19 protein-coding genes are annotated in these 15,700 nt (G+C 66.9%); 7 read left to right on the plus strand and 12 right to left on the minus strand.

Annotated elements, in window-relative coordinates; all coding sequences use genetic code 11:
- Positions 1-220 precede the first annotated feature (220 nt).
- Complete coding sequence (locus K3U94_RS17345; RefSeq protein ID WP_047318879.1) at positions 221-643, minus strand: Hsp20/alpha crystallin family protein; 423 nt, start codon at positions 641-643, stop codon at positions 221-223.
- A 135-nt stretch (positions 644-778) separates the two neighbouring features.
- Here K3U94_RS17345 and K3U94_RS17350 point away from each other — a divergent pair, with 135 nt between their 5' ends.
- Positions 779-1,180 (plus strand): MerR family transcriptional regulator, encoded by a 402-nt coding sequence (locus K3U94_RS17350; protein WP_109519538.1) that lies wholly within the window; start codon positions 779-781, stop codon positions 1,178-1,180.
- Positions 1,180-1,386 (plus strand): Rv3202a family protein, encoded by a 207-nt coding sequence (locus K3U94_RS17355; RefSeq protein ID WP_220694509.1) that lies wholly within the window; start codon positions 1,180-1,182, stop codon positions 1,384-1,386. Before K3U94_RS17350 ends, K3U94_RS17355 begins: the two co-directional genes overlap by 1 nt.
- On the opposite strand, the gene K3U94_RS17360 is transcribed toward K3U94_RS17355, so the two are convergent.
- From K3U94_RS17360 to K3U94_RS17385, 6 genes are read right to left on the minus strand one after another with little or no spacing between them, the layout of a single operon-like run.
- Positions 1,343-1,564 carry a CDGSH iron-sulfur domain-containing protein gene (locus K3U94_RS17360; RefSeq protein WP_082134005.1) on the minus strand — a complete coding sequence of 74 codons (222 nt, stop codon included), beginning with the start codon at positions 1,562-1,564 and terminating at the stop codon, positions 1,343-1,345. The two genes, K3U94_RS17355 and K3U94_RS17360, sit on opposite strands and share 44 nt — an antisense overlap.
- Positions 1,561-2,256 carry a HemK2/MTQ2 family protein methyltransferase gene (locus tag K3U94_RS17365; RefSeq protein ID WP_220694510.1) on the minus strand — a complete coding sequence of 232 codons (696 nt, stop codon included), beginning with the start codon at positions 2,254-2,256 and terminating at the stop codon, positions 1,561-1,563. The genes K3U94_RS17360 and K3U94_RS17365 overlap by 4 nt, the downstream gene beginning before the upstream one ends.
- Before the next feature lie 6 nt (positions 2,257-2,262).
- Positions 2,263-4,083 (minus strand): thiamine pyrophosphate-requiring protein, encoded by a 1,821-nt coding sequence (locus K3U94_RS17370; RefSeq protein WP_220694511.1) that lies wholly within the window; start codon positions 4,081-4,083, stop codon positions 2,263-2,265.
- Positions 4,084-4,128: 45 nt separating this feature from the next.
- A complete protein-coding gene (locus K3U94_RS17375) occupies positions 4,129-4,812 on the minus strand; it encodes a UdgX family uracil-DNA binding protein (protein WP_220694512.1) in 684 nt (227 codons plus the stop codon).
- Positions 4,812-5,024, minus strand: coding sequence for a hypothetical protein (locus tag K3U94_RS17380; RefSeq protein ID WP_220694513.1), 213 nt, complete (start codon positions 5,022-5,024; stop codon positions 4,812-4,814). Before K3U94_RS17380 ends, K3U94_RS17375 begins: the two co-directional genes overlap by 1 nt.
- 12 nt (positions 5,025-5,036) lie before the next feature.
- Entirely contained in the window at positions 5,037-5,516 is a 480-nt protein-coding gene (locus K3U94_RS17385) for an MPT63 family protein (RefSeq protein ID WP_434084931.1), read from the minus strand.
- A gap of 276 nt (positions 5,517-5,792) precedes the next feature.
- Here K3U94_RS17385 and K3U94_RS17390 point away from each other — a divergent pair, with 276 nt between their 5' ends.
- The 4 genes from K3U94_RS17390 to K3U94_RS17405 all read left to right on the plus strand — a co-directional run bounded on the left by K3U94_RS17390 (position 5,793) and on the right by K3U94_RS17405 (position 10,229).
- Complete coding sequence (locus K3U94_RS17390; protein ID WP_230987182.1) at positions 5,793-6,461, plus strand: PAS and ANTAR domain-containing protein; 669 nt, start codon at positions 5,793-5,795, stop codon at positions 6,459-6,461.
- Between the two features lie 90 nt (positions 6,462-6,551).
- Positions 6,552-7,556 carry a chemotaxis protein CheB gene (locus K3U94_RS17395; RefSeq protein ID WP_220694515.1) on the plus strand — a complete coding sequence of 335 codons (1,005 nt, stop codon included), beginning with the start codon at positions 6,552-6,554 and terminating at the stop codon, positions 7,554-7,556.
- Positions 7,549-8,304, plus strand: a complete 756-nt coding sequence (locus K3U94_RS17400) for an STAS domain-containing protein (RefSeq protein ID WP_434084932.1) — start codon at positions 7,549-7,551, stop codon at positions 8,302-8,304. Before K3U94_RS17395 ends, K3U94_RS17400 begins: the two co-directional genes overlap by 8 nt.
- Before the next feature lie 71 nt (positions 8,305-8,375).
- Entirely contained in the window at positions 8,376-10,229 is a 1,854-nt protein-coding gene (locus K3U94_RS17405) for a CheR family methyltransferase (RefSeq protein WP_220694517.1), read from the plus strand.
- Between the two features lie 4 nt (positions 10,230-10,233).
- Here K3U94_RS17405 and K3U94_RS17410 read toward each other — a convergent pair whose 3' ends face one another.
- The 4 genes from K3U94_RS17410 to K3U94_RS17425 all read right to left on the minus strand — a co-directional run bounded on the left by K3U94_RS17410 (position 10,234) and on the right by K3U94_RS17425 (position 13,658).
- The gene (locus tag K3U94_RS17410; protein ID WP_220694518.1) at positions 10,234-10,587 is read right to left on the minus strand and encodes a hypothetical protein; all 354 of its coding nucleotides are present in this window, start codon (positions 10,585-10,587) and stop codon (positions 10,234-10,236) included.
- Positions 10,584-11,273 carry a GAF and ANTAR domain-containing protein gene (locus K3U94_RS17415; protein WP_220696848.1) on the minus strand — a complete coding sequence of 230 codons (690 nt, stop codon included), beginning with the start codon at positions 11,271-11,273 and terminating at the stop codon, positions 10,584-10,586. The genes K3U94_RS17410 and K3U94_RS17415 overlap by 4 nt, the downstream gene beginning before the upstream one ends.
- A gap of 154 nt (positions 11,274-11,427) precedes the next feature.
- Complete coding sequence (locus tag K3U94_RS17420) at positions 11,428-12,651, minus strand: glycosyltransferase (RefSeq protein ID WP_220694519.1); 1,224 nt, start codon at positions 12,649-12,651, stop codon at positions 11,428-11,430.
- Complete coding sequence (locus K3U94_RS17425; RefSeq protein WP_220694520.1) at positions 12,648-13,658, minus strand: glycosyltransferase; 1,011 nt, start codon at positions 13,656-13,658, stop codon at positions 12,648-12,650. Before K3U94_RS17425 ends, K3U94_RS17420 begins: the two co-directional genes overlap by 4 nt.
- Before the next feature lie 413 nt (positions 13,659-14,071).
- Between K3U94_RS17425 and K3U94_RS17430 the strand changes: the two genes are divergently transcribed.
- Positions 14,072-14,374 (plus strand): STAS domain-containing protein, encoded by a 303-nt coding sequence (locus tag K3U94_RS17430; protein WP_230987183.1) that lies wholly within the window; start codon positions 14,072-14,074, stop codon positions 14,372-14,374.
- Here the strand turns inward: K3U94_RS17430 and K3U94_RS17435 are convergent.
- Positions 14,371-15,696, minus strand: coding sequence for an MFS transporter (locus K3U94_RS17435; RefSeq protein WP_220694522.1), 1,326 nt, complete (start codon positions 15,694-15,696; stop codon positions 14,371-14,373). The genes K3U94_RS17430 and K3U94_RS17435 overlap by 4 nt on opposite strands.
- Between the last annotated feature and the right edge of the window lie 4 nt (positions 15,697-15,700).

A 15,700-nucleotide genomic window follows, 5' to 3' on the forward strand; every position in this document is an offset into this window, starting at 1 on the left:
GGGGCGCCACGAAGGGCGAGCTTCGGGGGACGAGGCCGGGCGACGGGCATTTCGGTGGGTGCCGCGGTGCAGTTTCCGGGTGCCCCGGCGGTTAACAGGCGCAGCCATTCGGCGCGCACGATGCTCTCCGCCTCGTCGAGCACCTCCGCGGCCAGCGTGTCGGTGGTCATGTTGCTCACCTCCTTCACCGGGTAGCAGGCCGCCGCCCGGCCCCTCGCAATCAGGAGTTGATGGCCCGCTCGCCGTGGCTGCCGGCGACCTTGATGCGCCGCGGCTTTGCCTTCTCGGCGACCGGGATGGTCAGCCGCAGCACGCCGTCTTGATAGCTGGCCTGGATCTGGTCGGCGTCGAGATTGTCGCCGAGGAACAACTGGCGGCTGAACACGCCGCGCGGCCGTTCCGCGGACACCATCTCGCGGCTTTGATCAAGCCCCGGACGTTCGGCGTGCACCGTCAGCACATTGCGTTCGACATCGAGATCCAGGGAGTCCTCCGCGACCCCGGGCAGGTCGAACTCGACGATGAACTGGTCGCCGTCACGCCAGGCGTCCATCGGCATGACCGCCGGCCGTGCCGCGGTGCCCAGCACCTGCTGGGTCCAGCGGTCGAGATCCCGGAACGGGTCGGTACGCATCAACATCATCTCCACCTCCTAGATCTGTGGCAGATCATCTATGTCTGCCGACATAGATTTTTATATAGCACTCGTGGTAGGTTCGTGCAAGAGGTGCACGAGGAATTTCCGACGAGCGGGAAGCGATGCGCAGTGGTCGACGAAATGGATGGCCGATCCGGGCTTGGGGTATACGGCATCTCGGTGGCTGCCGAGTTGTCCGGTGTCGGTCCGCAGACCTTGCGGCTCTACGAGAGCCGCGGTCTGCTGACCCCGGCGCGCACCGCGGGCGGGACGCGTCGCTACAGCGATGACGATCTCGCCCGGCTGCGACGAATCACCGAGCTGGTAGACATCGGCATCAATGTGGCAGGTATCGGACAGATCCTCGGCCTGGAAGCGCGCAACGCCCGATTGGAGTCCGACAACAGCAAGCTGCAATCCGACAACACTCGGCTAAGGTCGGACAACACCCAGCTGAAGTCGGACTATGCCCTGTTGGCCGCCCAGCGCGCCGACCGGGCGGCCTCGGGCGCGCCGCGAGCGCGGAAACGAAAGGGGTCGTGATGACCAACCCTGACGGGCTACCGTCGACCGAAGCCATTCCAGAGGCAGACCTCGCGGAACAGTGGATAGGGGCCGATGACGACGACGAAGGTCTGGACCCCGCCGCCGTGGAGAATATCGCCGAGGTCGACGCCAACCCGGCCGATGTGATCGATCAGGCGATCAGCGTGCCGCTTCCCGAGGACGACTACGAGACCGGCGAGTAGCGCACCGGTGACTGGTATCGCACAGCGGGTAATTGCGGCTGCGCCCGCAGGCGCAGACCGCCACCATGAAGCGATCTGATTCGACAACGCCCTCGGGTGTCTCGATGCGCACCGGTCCGGCGATCAAGACCGGGCCGTTGCGGACGGGCTGCACCACCGTCGGCTGCCGCCCGGTCATGGCTTGTCCGCCCTGATCACCACCAGCTGTTCCACGCGGCAGCCCGGTGGCACCAAGCCGGTGGATTCCAGCCACTCGGCGCGCGCCGAGAGCACCGGGCCGAACGGGACGCTTCGGACGGCAGCGACCTCAGCAGACAGACCCGATTCCCGCAGGGTCTGCAAGGAGTGCGCGACGTCGGCGAGAGCGGATTGCACCAGCAGCAGGGAACCGCCCCTGTGCATCAGCGCCGCTGCCGACCGGCACAGCGGATCCAGCACAACTCGCCCGTCCACGCCACCGTTCCACGACCACTCCGGACCGCCCGCGGACGGGATGGGTCCACCGTTTCGCGGCGAGGGCACATAGGGCGGATTGGCCACCACGAGGTCGAAAGGGGCGCACCGTAACGCGCCACTCCACGGTCCCTGCCGGATCGTGATGTCCACGCCGGCGGCACGCGCGTTGTGCCGAGAGCAGCGCACCGCCCGCGGGCAGATATCGAACGCGGTGACACTGTCGGCGCCCAGCTCGGCGGCCGCGATGGCCGCCACGCCGCTGCCGGTGCACAGGTCCAGCACACGGGCCCCGCGGGCCAACCCGGTGCGTTCGATGGTCTCGATGAGAAGATGCGAATCCTCTTGCGGCACATATACACCGTCCAGTTTCGGCAGCCGGCGGCGCAGCGTGCCGGGCACGCCCAAGGTGGTCATCGGCGCCTACCCGCCGTTCTTGCTACGGATGTCGCGCACCGACTGCCTGGCCGATTCGGTGAACTCATGCATCTTCTGCTTCGCGCCCTTGGTGACCACGCTGACGCGGTCCGGGTCTTTGAGGATCGCTTTGGCAGTGTTCTTGGCGATCATCTTCTCGATGTGCGGCGGCACCGGCGGGATGTCGGGGTCCACCACGACTTCCAGCACCACCGGACCGGGCGCGGAGAGCGCCTGGTCCCACGCCTGGCCGATCGTGTCCGGGCTGTCACACCGGATGCCGGTGAGTCCCAGCAGCTTGGCGAACTCGGCGTACGGCACGTCCGGGATCATCTGCGAGTCTTCGAACTTGGGCTCGCCGCCCATCGCTCGCTGCTCCCAGGTCACCTGGTTGAGGTCTTGGTTGTTGAACACGCAGAAGATCAGCGGCCCGTCGGACAGCCGGTCCAGATAGCGCTTCACGGTGATCATTTCGGCCATCCCGTTCATCTGGAAGACGCCGTCACCGACAACGGCGATCACCGGCCGGTCGGGTTGGGCGAGCTTGGCGCTGATCGCATACGGGGTGCCGGGCCCCATCGTGGCGAGGTTCCCGGCCAGCGAGGCCGCCATCCCGCGCCGCAGCCGCAGGTGCCGTGCCCACCAGTTGGCGACCGACCCGGCGTCAGTGGTGACCACGGCGTTGTCAGGCAGGCGCTTGGAGAGTTCGTGGACCACCAATTCGGGGTTGAGCGGACTGGCCTTGTCGTGGGCCCGGTCGTCCAGGACCCGCCACCAGGTCTCCACTTCGCTTTCGATTTTGCGCCGCCAGGACCGGTCTTTCTTCCGAGTCAACAACGGGATCAGTTCGGCGAGCGTGTCTTTGGAGTCGCCGATCAGGTTGGCCTGCACCGGGTAGCGCACCCCGATCATCCGACCGTCGTGGTTGATCTCCACCCCGCGAGCCTGCCCTTCCTTGGGCAGCCACTCGGCGTAGGGAAAGCTGGTTCCCACCATGAGCAGGGTGTCGGCGCCCGACATCATGGCCTCACTGGCCGTGGAGCCCAGCAGGCCGATCGGCCCGGTCACGTACGGCAGCTCATCGGGCAGCGCGGCGCGCCCCAACGACGTCTTGGCCACCCCGGCGCCGAGCAGATCGGCGGCCTCCACCACTTCGTCGGCGGCGTCGGCGGCTCCGGCGCCGACCAGGATCGCCACCTTCTCGCCCTCATTGAGGATCTCGGCGGCTTTGCGCAATTCGGTCTGCGGCGGGATCATCCGCGGTTTGGTCCACCCGACACTGCTGAAGACGGCCCCGTGCTGGCGCGGTGGCGAAGGGACCGCTTCTTCCTCGGCGACGTCCTCGGGAAGGATGATGGTGGCCACGGTTCGATTGGTCAGCGCCACCTTGCAGGCCCGGTCCACCAGGTGGCGGGCCTGGACCGGCGCCATGCAGGTCTGGACGAAGTCCGAGGAGACGTCCTTGTACAGCGAGTTCGGGTCGATCTCCTGCTGGAAGGCCGCGCCCAGCGACATCCGCTTCTGCTGACCGATGATCGCGACCACCGGCTGGTGGTCGAGCTTGGCGTCGTAGAGCCCGTTGAGCAGATGGATCGCCCCGCCGCCGGACGTGGCCAGGCAGCAGCCGAGTTCGCCGGTGAATTTGGCGTGGCCGGTGGCCATAAAGGCCGCCATCTCTTCATGGCGCGGCTGGATGAGTTCCGGGTCTCCGCCGGCCCGGTCCAAGGCCCCGATCATCGAAAGAATCCCGTCACCGGGGTAGCCGAAGATCCGGTGCACCCCCCACTGGCGGAGCCTGTCGAGGATGAAGTCCGCGGTTTTCGGCATTGGCTGCTCCCTTCAACACGCACGGATTACCCGCCACCGGAGTTGTCAAACGGCGGGGTGCGCCAGCGGTGCGCTACCTCCGGTCACGGCGTTGCGGGCCACCCGAAGGTCGTCGACGAAGGCTTCGTAGGCTTTCGCACGCTGGTCGCTGCGGTCACGCAGCACGGCCGAGGGGTGGACAGTGGCCAGAACCCTCGGCCGGCCGTTGGACCCCGCCAAGCCAGGCAGGGACAGCAGCTCTCCTCGCCCGGTGGAGATGCGAAACGAGGGACCCAGCAGTGACTGTGCGGCGGTGGCGCCCAGACAGACCACCACTTGTGGCCGCACCGAGTCGATTTCGGCGATCAACCACGGCCGGCACGCCACCACCTCGGTGCGGCCGGGCTTCTGGTGGATCCGGCGTTTGCCCTCACGGCGGGTGAACTTGAAGTGCTTGACCGCATTGGTCACATACGCCTGCGCCGGATCGATGCCCGCGTCACGCACCGCACGGTCCAGCAAGCGTCCGGCCGGGCCGACGAACGGGTGGCCCTCGAGGTCCTCGTGATCGCCGGGTTGCTCCCCGACCAGCATCAGCGGCGCGCCCCGCCGACCCTCACCGAACACGGTCTGCGTCGCGTCGCGGTACAGCGCGCAACCGCGGCACTGCGCAGCCGCCTCACGCAGTGCGTCCAGCGTCCGCCGCTCCGGCAGGTAGCGCTGCGCCCCAGGCTCTTTCGTCGCCACCACTACGCCGCCAGCTCCGGCGCGAGGACGTACACCTCGTCGACGCCGGCATCGGCGAACTGACGGTTCCGGTCCAGATAGGGTTCGGCGTCCGGCCCGGCCGGAACGGACCGTTCCACCGCCTCGGCAGTCACCAAGCTCGACGCCTGCTCGAAATGCGCCGGCGTGGGGAAGTTCTGGCCCAGCTCACCGGGAAGATGCTCAATGGGCCACATCGCAGCTCCGCGTCAGGCCTTGCTCGTCCAGACCAGCACGTCCTGGACACCGTCGTTGTAGACCACTCCGTCCGGCGGCGGGCCGGTGACGTCGAAGTAGATCTTGCCGTTAGCCGCCGCACCCTGGGCGATGGGCCCGGGGTTGATACCGCCCGGCGTGGGCACCGTGTTGATCACCCGGTAGGTGTCGCTGTTGGCCGCCCGGGCGTTGAAGTCGGCGACCACCGGGGTCACCGTGCCGCGGTCGGCGCGAGCGGTCACGTCGGCTTGATAGAGCTTGCCGTGGGGCTGGTACCCGGGAATGGTGACGTTGGCAGGCCCCAGGTTGCTGACGGTGTAGGACGTTGCCATCGCTCCGTCGTTGAGCTGTTCGGGCGTGCCGAATGGCTGGACGGCCGGATCGGCGACGGCGGTGGTCGCGGACAAAACACTGAGCGCCGCGATCCCGGCCGCCCCGGCGGCCGTCTTGGCCGCAGTCTTGGAGAGCTTCACAGTGGCTCCTCCCATCGAGTCGATACTTGGCGGTGGTCCCGTTGCTGGAACATCACCGCCCGTGTCACAGCGCTTACCCGGGACAGCCGGTAGGGAAACACGGAGGTGGTTGCGCAGCGTAGGGAAATTGTGGATAGTTACGAAGCTCGGGCGTTCAGGAAGTAGCGCCGGTCTGGATTGTCCGTGCCGTTCATTCCTGCGATTCCAGACCGCGGCTCGCCCGCCGGCCGTTCGGAATCAGCTCATACTGTTCGAGTACGAGAAGGCGGGTATGCGGTGGTCGGGGATGTCAACGCTTCGTTTGCTACACCGGCGGACGACGAGGCCGAGGTCCACAGTGACCTCGACCTGGTAGTGGGCCACGGCGAGCCGCAGCGGGTCGGCCGGTTTCGGTACTGGCTCGGCGAGCAGCGCTGGGAGTGGTCGGATACGGTGGCCCGCATGCACGGCTACGAGCCGGGCACCGTGACACCCAATACCGAATTGCTGCTGCAGCACAAACATCCCGAGGACCGCCCCCAGGTCGCCGAAGTGCTGGAGCGGGTTATCCAGGGCGAGCCGTTCAGCAGCCGCCACCGGATCATCGACACCGGTGGGCAGGAGCACTGGGTCATCGTGGTCGGTGACCGCATGCTCGACGATGCCGGCTTGGTGATCGGCACGGCAGGCTTCTACGTCGACGTCACCGATGTATTGCAGGCCGACGTCAGCGCCGCGGTGTCCGAGGTCGCCGAGTCGCGTGCGGTGATCGAGCAGGCCAAAGGGGTGCTGATGGTCGCCTACGGCATTTCCGCTGAGCGGGCGTTCGACATCCTGGTGTGGCGTTCACAGGAGACCAACGTCAAGGTGCGTGACCTGGCGGCCCGATTCCTGGCTGCTTTCAGCGGCAAGCTGCCGGCCGAGGTGCTGTCGGATCTGGACCACACTCTTTTGACCGTGACCTAAAGCAGCGGCGCGAAGACTACGCTCGAGAATGCCACGCGGTTAGGTTGCCCGCGTAGTCCAGTGGGTAGCCACCTGAAGGTGGTGAGTGCGATGGCAGGGAATTCCGGCCCTCTCAACGTCGTCGGCGTGGGGGCATCGGCCGGCGGGGTCGAGGCGCTGAAGAGCCTCGTCGCAGAGCTGCCGACCACCTTGCCCTGCGCGGTCCTGGTGGTACTGCACATCCCGCCGGGAGCGCCGAGCGTGCTGGCCCGGATTTTGGATCGTGCCGGGCCCCTGCCTGCGGAGACCGCGACCGCGGGAACCCCGATGGAGCACGGCAAGATCTACGTCGGAGTGCCAGGCCACCACCTGCTGGTGGACGACGGAAAGATCGTGCTCTCCGAAGGCCCCACCGAGAACGGACACCGTCCCGCGATCAACGCACTGTTCCGGTCGATCGCGCTGGCTCATGGCCGCCGTGCGGTCGGGGTGTTGCTGTCCGGGGTGCTCGATGACGGGGTGCTGGGGTTGAGCGCCATCCGGGCGCGCGGCGGGACGACGATCGCTCAATCCCCCGACGACGCGCTGTTCCCGGCCATGCCGAAGAACGCGATCCACGCCGGCGTGGTTGACCATCAGGCACCGGCGGCCGAGATCGGCGGCCTGCTGGAGAAGCTGGCCGGTCAAGAATTCGAGGAAGCCGTGATGAAGCCGGACAGCAGGATGGAGCTGGAGAACCGCATCGCGATGGCCCGGCGGTTCGCAACCGATTTCGACACCGAGGAACTCGGGCCGCCGTCGGGCTACGTCTGCCCCGACTGCCACGGTGCGCTGATCGCCGTCAGCGAGGGCAACTATCGCTGTCACGTCGGGCATGCCTGGACCGGCGACGCGCTGTTGCAGGCCCGCGACGACGAGGTCGGCAACGCACTGTGGGTCGCCGTACGCAGCCTGCAGGAGAAGGCCAAACTGTCGCGCCGGCTCGCGGATCAGGTCAGCCCCGGCATCTTGAGCGAGCGCTATGCCGCCCTGGCCCGCGAGGCCGAACATGCGACCTCGGTACTCGGCCGGCGACTGGCCGCCGTCTACGCCGCCCAGGAGGACGACCCTGAGTAGCGCGTCGAGTCAGCTGACGGTGACGGCGGCCACCGCCGCCGGCGTCCGCCTGCTGACCGCGGCCGGGACGTTGGACAGCGGCACCTACCTCGAACTGCGCGACAGCGTGATCAAGGCAGCGCTCGACGAGCCGTCGGCCGTGCTGGTCGATGTCAGCCGGCTCGATGTCCCGGCGCCGTCGGCGTGGTCGGTGTTCACCAGCGCGCGGTGGCATGTGAGCACCTGGCCCGATATCCCGATCCTGCTGATCTGTCCGCAAGCGGACGTGGCCGCGCGAATCAAGAGCACCGGGGTGACCCGCTACGTCTCGGTGCACGCCGACGTCGCGTCCGCGGTGGCCTCGCTCGTGCACGGCCCGCACCCGCGCCGCCGCGCCCGCGTCGCACTGCCGCGTTGTCTGAGCAGTCTGCGTGGTTCCCGCGACTTCGTGACCGAATGCCTCACCAACTGGTCGCAGACCGAGCTGATCCCGACCGCGAAAGTGATCGTCGACGTGTTGGTGGAGAACGTACTGCGCCATACCGACAGCCACTTGGTGGTCCGGCTCGAATGCGCCGACTCCACCGTCACCATCGCGGTCCAGGACGACAGCGGCGTCCCAGCGGTGCGCCATGAAGCCGCCGCTGGCGGCGCGGATCGAGCCTCCGGCCTGGCGGTGGTCGACGCCCTGGCTCGCGCCTGGGGCAGCAGCCCCACCCCTGAAGGCAAGACGGTGTGGGCGGTGCTCGGCCCAGAGAACCGCCTTTGACCTTCGCAAACCCGAAGAGTCCCGCGAGTAATGTTTGGGGTCGCGAGGTTTCTCCCAGCGGACGGGGCGAGATGGACGGGCAGAACGAAGAGACAGACGAAGCCTTCGAGACCCTGCTGCGCTACCTGCGGGACTCACGCGGTTTCGACTTCACCGGTTACAAGCGCGCTTCGCTGATGCGCCGAGTACGCCACCGGATGAGCCAGGCCGGATGTGACACCTTCGAACAGTATCTCGACGTCCTGCAGGCCAGTTCCGACGAGTTCTCGGCACTGTTCAACACCATCTTGATCAATGTGACGGCGTTCTTCCGGGACCCGGACACCTGGGACTACATCGCCTCCGACATCATTCCGCGGATACTGGCCGAGCGCAGCCCGAACGACCCGATCCGGGTCTGGAGCGCCGGCTGCGCCTCCGGCCAGGAGGCCTACACCCTGGCGATTCTGCTGGCCGAAGCGCTCGGCACCGAGGAGTACCGCCAACGGGTCAAGATTTACGCCACCGACGTCGACGAAGATGCCCTCGCCGAGGCGCGGGCCGCCACCTACGACGCCAAAGCCGTCGAATCGGTGCCGCCGGAGTATCTGAACAAGTACTTCGAACAGGTCAACGGCCGGTACGTCTTTCACAAGGACTTGCGTCGCGGGGTGATTTTCGGCCGCAACGACCTGGTCAGGGACGCCCCGATCTCCCGGGTGGACCTGTTGGTGTGCCGCAACACCCTGATGTACATGAACGCCGAAACGCAGCGTAATGTGTTGGGCCGCCTGCATTTTGCGCTCTCCGCACAGGGTGTCCTGTTCCTCGGCCACGCCGAGATGTTGTTGAGCCACAGCGATCGGTTCACTCCCTTGAGCCTCAAGCATCGGATCTTCCGCAAGGCGGCCGGGTCACACAGCGGCCTGGAGCGCTATGACCCGACGGCGTCGATGTATGAGCGGCACGGCGAGCTGCCCGGTCTGGTGACCGTGCGGGAGATGGCTTTTCGGGCAAGTCCGGTGGCGCAGATCGTGGTGACCGGCGAGGACACGGTGGCGATGATCAACCAGCAGGCCGAGACAATGTTCGGGCTGTCCGCCCGCGACATCGGGCGGCTGCTGCGCGACCTGGAAGTCTCCTATCGCCCGGTGGAATTGCGGGCGTACTTGGAACAGGCCAAAGTGGACCGGCGTTCGGCCCGGATTCAAGACGTCAGCTGGCAACGCCCGGGCGCCGAGACCGTCTGGTTCGAGATCCACATCAACCCCCTGGTGGACGCCGAGAACGGCCTGTTGGGCGTCTCAATCGTGTTCTTCGACGTCACCGCCACCCGGGCACTGGTCGACAAGGTGGTGGCGACCAACCGCCAGCTCGAGGCGGCCTACGAGGAGCTGCAGTCCACCAACGAAGAACTCGAAACCACCAACGAAGAACTGCAGTCAACAGTCGAAGAGTTGGAAACGACGAATGAAGAGTTGCAGTCCACCAACGAAGAACTCGAAACCATGAACGAGGAGCTGCAATCCACCAACGACGAATTGCACACCATCAACGACACGTTGCGCGAGCGCAGCATCGAACTGGACGACGCCCGTACCTTCCTTGATTCGCTGGTCAATTCGGTGCATCTGGGCATGGTGGTGGTCGACCGAGAGATGCGGGTGATGGTGTGGAACCGCGGTTGCGAGGAACTGTGGGGCCTGCGTTCGGACGAGGCGGTTGGTTCGACGCTGACCAGCCTCGACATCGGACTGCCGATGGACAACATTCGACCGCTGATCGGCAACGCATTCGTCGATCCGGACCATCCCGGTGAGGCGCACGTCGAAGCCGTCAATCGGCGTGGCCGCACGGCGAAGATCCGGGTGACGTGCGCGGGCTTCCAGGCGCCCGGCGAGGGTGGCGTGAACGGGGCACTACTGCTGATGGAGGCGCAGGCCTGAGCCGTCAGCCGCGCCGAGACTGCTCGGCAGCGGCAAGCTCATGCGTTCGCGCCGCGGCACGGTGGACTTCAGCGGCGTCCAGGTGAGCGTCGCCGTCCCCGTTGCCGGCAAACAATGCGGCCTGCTCGTGCGCGGCGGCGGCCTTCAGATGGGCCGAGACGGCGGCGCGGTGTCTGGCCGCGGCATCCCGATGCGCCCGCTCGGCTCGCTCTCGCGACTCCTCGGCATGGCGGCGGGCGTTGCCGGCGTTTTCCGCGGTAACCGTCCGTCCGGCGGCCAACTCGGCCCGCCGCAGCTGCAGTTCCACGGCTCGCAGCCGCGCCAGCTCACCGCGTGCAGCCGCCGACGACGGGCTCATCGGTGGGTCACTACCTGCTGTGCCACCTCGGCCAGCGGCGTGTTGGAAGTCTGCGACAGTCGTTTGAGCAACTCGAAAGCTTGCACCGCATCGATGTCGAACCGCTCCATCAGCATGCCTTTGGCCTGGCCGATGACGTCGCGGGAGGCCAGCGCGCTGCGGAACTGTTCATCACGACGAACCATGTGCCAGGCCAGCGCAGCGTGGGTTGCCAGGACCAAACCCAACTCCACCGCGTCCTCATCGAAGGCATTGGCGGTTTGCGAATAGAAGTTCAGGGCGCCGGTAGTGCCCTCCCCGGTGAACAGTTCGAACGCCAAGACAGACCGGATCGGCGTCGTTGCGGCAACCTCCCGGCAATACGAGGGCCAGCGCTCCTCGCCGCAGATGTCATCGAGGCGGACGACGTGGTGCTTCCAGGCCGCAGCCAGACACGGTCCCTCCTGCTGCCGGCGCTGGATATCGTCCAGCACGGCCGGGTAGGGGTCTGTCGCAGACAGGGTCTGCACCTCGCCGCCCGACGTCGTGAGCGTGACACCGGCATGCTGAGCGCAGGACATGTGGCCGAGCAGATTCGCGACCAGTTCGTCGAGCGCAGCATCAGCCTCGACACGTGCTCGCTGATTCAGCGTGTGAACCAGATCCGCCACGTCGCGCATCATGTCGTTGCGGCTCGTCACCGCCATGTCTTCGCTCCGCCCAGGTCCCGCGTCAGATGCATCCATGTTCCTCCGATCAGCCAGAAGCGGCAACTGCTTCAGCGTCGCGGACAGCAAGCCGTGCCCGAACCAAGAATTCGTCAAATGACTCTCAGGCGTTACATATTCGTCGGCCCGGCACTTACCCCGACCCCGAAACCCGCGCCGCGATACGCCCCGGCGCCGCTGCGGGCACCAGCCGGTCATACACCCGCACCGTATCAGTGGCGACCCGATCCCAGGAGTACCTGGACCGGGCCCGCTCTCGCCCCGCAGCGCCGAAGCCGGACGCCGCGCGCCGATCCCGCAGAATCGCGTTGATGGCGTTCGCGCAGGCGCGCGGATCCTTCGGCGGTATCAGCAGGCCGGTCACGTCGTGGACGACGGTGTCGAGCATGCCGCCCACCGCCGACGCCACGACCGGCACCCCGCACGCCATCGCTTCCAGTGGGACGATGCCGAAGGGCTCATACCAGGGCGTGCATGCAACGACGTCGGCAGACCGCAGCAGCGCCGGCATAGCCTCGCGGGCGACAGACCCGTACATCGAGACCCGATCCGCCACACCGAGATCGACCGCCAGTTGTCGCAGCCGGCAAGCCTCCGCAACGGTGTCGAGTTCAGCCCGCTCGGGTCCACCTGCGATCACCAGCTCAGCGGTGGGCACGGTGGTCAACGCCTCTATCACCGTGTCGAGGCCCTTGCGGGGCACGAACCGGCCGACCGTAACGATGCGCCTGCGCCCCGCGCGGGCCGCGATCGGACCGTGCGGGCAAAACCGGTCCACGTCGACACCGCAGGGCACCAACGAGATTCGCAATCGGTCCCGGCCGAGTCGCATCAACTCGAAAACCTCATCGCTGCAGCCAGCCGTCACCCACGTCGCCTCATGGGCAACGTAGGCCTCCAGTCGCAGCCGTTCGGCGGGGCTGGTGTCTCGCTGCCCCTGGTGTCGTTGCTTGACCACGCCCAGCGCATGAAAGGTCTGAACCGTGGGTACCCGGCGACGTTTGGCAGCCAGCTGGGCGGCGATCCCGGACATCCAGAAATGCGCGTGCGCGATGTCAGGCCGCTCGCGGTCCCACTGCGCGTCGAGGTACCGCCCGAACGCGACCATGTATTGCAACAGTTCGTCTTTGGGCACCCGACGCGGTGGTCCCACCGGCACGTGCACCACCGTGTAGCCCTGGTCGGTGCGCACCCGTTCGGGCAGGTCGGGGTCATCGCGACGGGTGTAGACGTCAATATCGTGGCCGCGGCGCGCCAGCGCTGCCGACAACTCGGCGACGTGAACGCTCTGGCCGCCGGCGTCGCCGCCCAGAGCGGCCAATGGACTGGCATGTTCGGAAATCATTGCGATCTTCATGGCAGCAGTACTCCCCCGCCACTCCCTGCGCTGCATTGCGTCTCGATGACCTGGTCCCACTGGCGCAGGAATCGGTCGAGGCCGAAATGCTCGGTGGCGTAGTTGCGGGCCGCCTTGCCCACCACCTCGGCCAGGTAACGGTCGGCGACCAACCCACTCAGCGCAGTCCGCAAGGTGTCGACGTCCGCACTCACGACTCCCGCCTCCGGGGGCACCACCAGCGGGGCCATCGTGGCGGCCACCGCCACCACCGGCATTCCCAGGAACATGGCCTCCAACAGCGACAGACCCAGCGACGTCCAGCGCGCGGTGTGCAGATAGACCCGCCGGTGCGCCAGTTCCTTCATCAGCTGGTCGCTGCGCAGGTCGCCGTGGCCGACGACACCCGCGCACCGATGCGCTGGTTCGTTGAGGCCCTCGGTGCCGATACCCCAGACGTCGACCGGCGCGGCTTGCCCCAACGCGCCCAGCAGGTCGGCGCCGACGGTACGCCAGCGCCGCAGCGGTTCGTTGATCAGGGCACCCGCGGCGGCGATATCCCCGGTGTACAGATGGCCCGGGTCGGCGATCCCGTGGTCGATCACCATGGTCGGCGCGCGGCCGTTGTCCCACATCAGCTCGTTGAAGGCGGTGACGTGGATCAACGGGATGCCATCACGGTCGGCGATCGGGTGCGGGCTCTCCACCACGAACGGCCGCGGGGTGTTGTGCTCGACGTACACCGCAGGAACATCGATTCCCGGCCGGCGGCCCAGCAGGCGAGCAGCCAGCTCCAGCTCGTGTGGTCGCTGCAGCACCACCAGATCGACCTCTTGGTCGCGCAATTGCGCCAACGGCACTTCGCGCGCCCGCGGCCAGTCGCGACCGCACAAGCCGCGGCCGTCGGGGTCACGCGGGGCGTTGACCGGAATGAGGTAGCGGTGTTCGCCGGCGACGAAGGAGTCCATCCAGGAGCCGTGCACGTGCCAGGCGAGCACGGAACGCTGGGTGGTCTGCGGAAATGCCATAATCGGTTGTTACCCGCGACACCGGCGTCTAAACGTGGAAAACGTCCCCGAAGCGGTTTGCTGCAAGGGAATTCGGTGGCCACTGACTCCAGCACCGTTACCGAATCGTTGCAGAGTCGCGGAGATCGGCGTAGGTTCGATAGCAGGTTGAGTTCACAGCCACCCGGAAAGACGCGTCAACCACGCTAGCCAGGGGGCCCGCTCCCTGCATCTCATCCGTGAAGGTGTAACTCGCATCGACGCGATCCAACAGTACGAGTTTCGACTGATGGAGTAGTGCAATGTCAGCTCTGAAAACCGCCGGGTCGGTGTTCCCGGCGTCCCGAATAAATACCCTTGGACCCTCCGATACCTGGGAGAGCCGCACCGTCCGCTCCGTCACACGCTGGGGACGCTCCGGCGCGGTGATCAGCGTGGGCGGCGAACTCGACGCCTCCAACGCCGACCAACTGGCCGAGCACGTGCAACGCTGCGCAGGCTACTGCGAGTGGTTGGTACTCGATCTGAATGATCTGGAATTCATTGGTACCGCGGGATTTTCGGCATTGAAGACGATTGCCGACCGATGCGCCGAAACCATGGTCTACTGCACGACCGTGCCCGGCGTCGCGGTTGCGCGACTGTTGCGAATCTGCGATCCCGGAAATGCCTTGCCGACCACATCGTCTGTGGCTGATGCGCTGGCCGGGGTGCAGGGATTCCGCCAGGTCCGCTAACGCTCGCGTCCCCCGGCGAGTTCGCGTGCCCGCGCCTCGCTCTCCACCGCCGGCCCCGAACCGGGTAGCCGCCTCCCGGCGACTTCGGGGGTGAAGAACAGCGCGAGCGCACCGACGGCTCCGGCCGCGATCAGCAGGTACGACGGCGCCATCGGGTTGCCGGTGCCCGAGACCAGGGTCTCGGCTATCAGGGGTGTGGTGCCGCCGAATACCGAGACCGACAGGTTGAAGCCGATAGCCAGCGCGCCGTAGCGCACTGGCGTGGGAAACAGGGCGGGCAACGTCGCCGGCAGTGTCGCATCGAAGCACAGCAGCATCAGCCCCACCAGGAGAACTCCCGCGAACGCCGTCGGATAGTTGTGGGCGCAGCGGATCAGACTGAACGCGGGGATCGAAACAGCCAGCAGCAGACCACATCCCACCCACAGAACCGGTTTGACACCGACGCGATCGGACAACCGGGCCACCAACACCACGGTGGCCATCAGAACCACCAGCGTCAGCACCACCACCAGCAGCCCCCCGGTGCGGGGGATCTGCGCGGTGGTCTGAAGGTAGGTGGGCAGGTAACCGGTGAGCAGGTAGTCGGTGACGTTGTAGGTCAACACCAGTGCGATACACAGCAGCAGGGGTTTCCACTGTCTGGCGGTGCGCCGCAGCTGCGCCGCGGCGGAGTCGTCGGGGCTGTCGTTGCGGCCGCCGGCCAGCTGATAGGCCGGTGATTCCGCCAAACGCAACCGCAGGTACAGAGCGGCCAACCCCAGCGGAGCGCTGAGCAACAACGGAATTCGCCACCCCCACTGCAGCATTGCCTCGTCGGTCAGTTGGCTCTGCAGAACGGTGACCAGCACGCCGGCGGCGACGTACCCGGCCTGTGAACTCAGCGGCAGGAATCCGGCCATCATGCCGCGCTTGTTGTCGGGGGCCTGTTCGCCGACGTAGACCATCGCGCCGACGTATTCACCGCCGGCGGAGAAGCCCTGCACCATTCGTGTCGCCACGAGCAGGATGGGCGCCGCAACGCCGACCGCGCTATAGCTGGGGAGCAGCCCGGTGGCGGTGGTGCCGAGCGTCATCAACAGCAGGGTGGTGACCAGCACGCGTTTACGGCCGATTCGGTCGCCGAGCGGGCCGAAGACCAATCCCCCGACCGGGCGTACCGCGAACGCCGCGGCCAGCGTGCCGAACGCGCCGATCAGGCTGCCGGCGCCGGTGTCCGGGTAGAAGACCCGCGCGATCGTGGTGGCCAGGTAGCCGTAGACACCGAAGTCGTACCACTCCATGAAGTTGCCGATGGCGGTGCCGCGGATGGAGCGCCGCACCTGG

Source organism: Mycolicibacter heraklionensis, from assembly GCF_019645815.1.
Taxonomy (GTDB): domain Bacteria; phylum Actinomycetota; class Actinomycetes; order Mycobacteriales; family Mycobacteriaceae; genus Mycobacterium; species Mycobacterium heraklionense.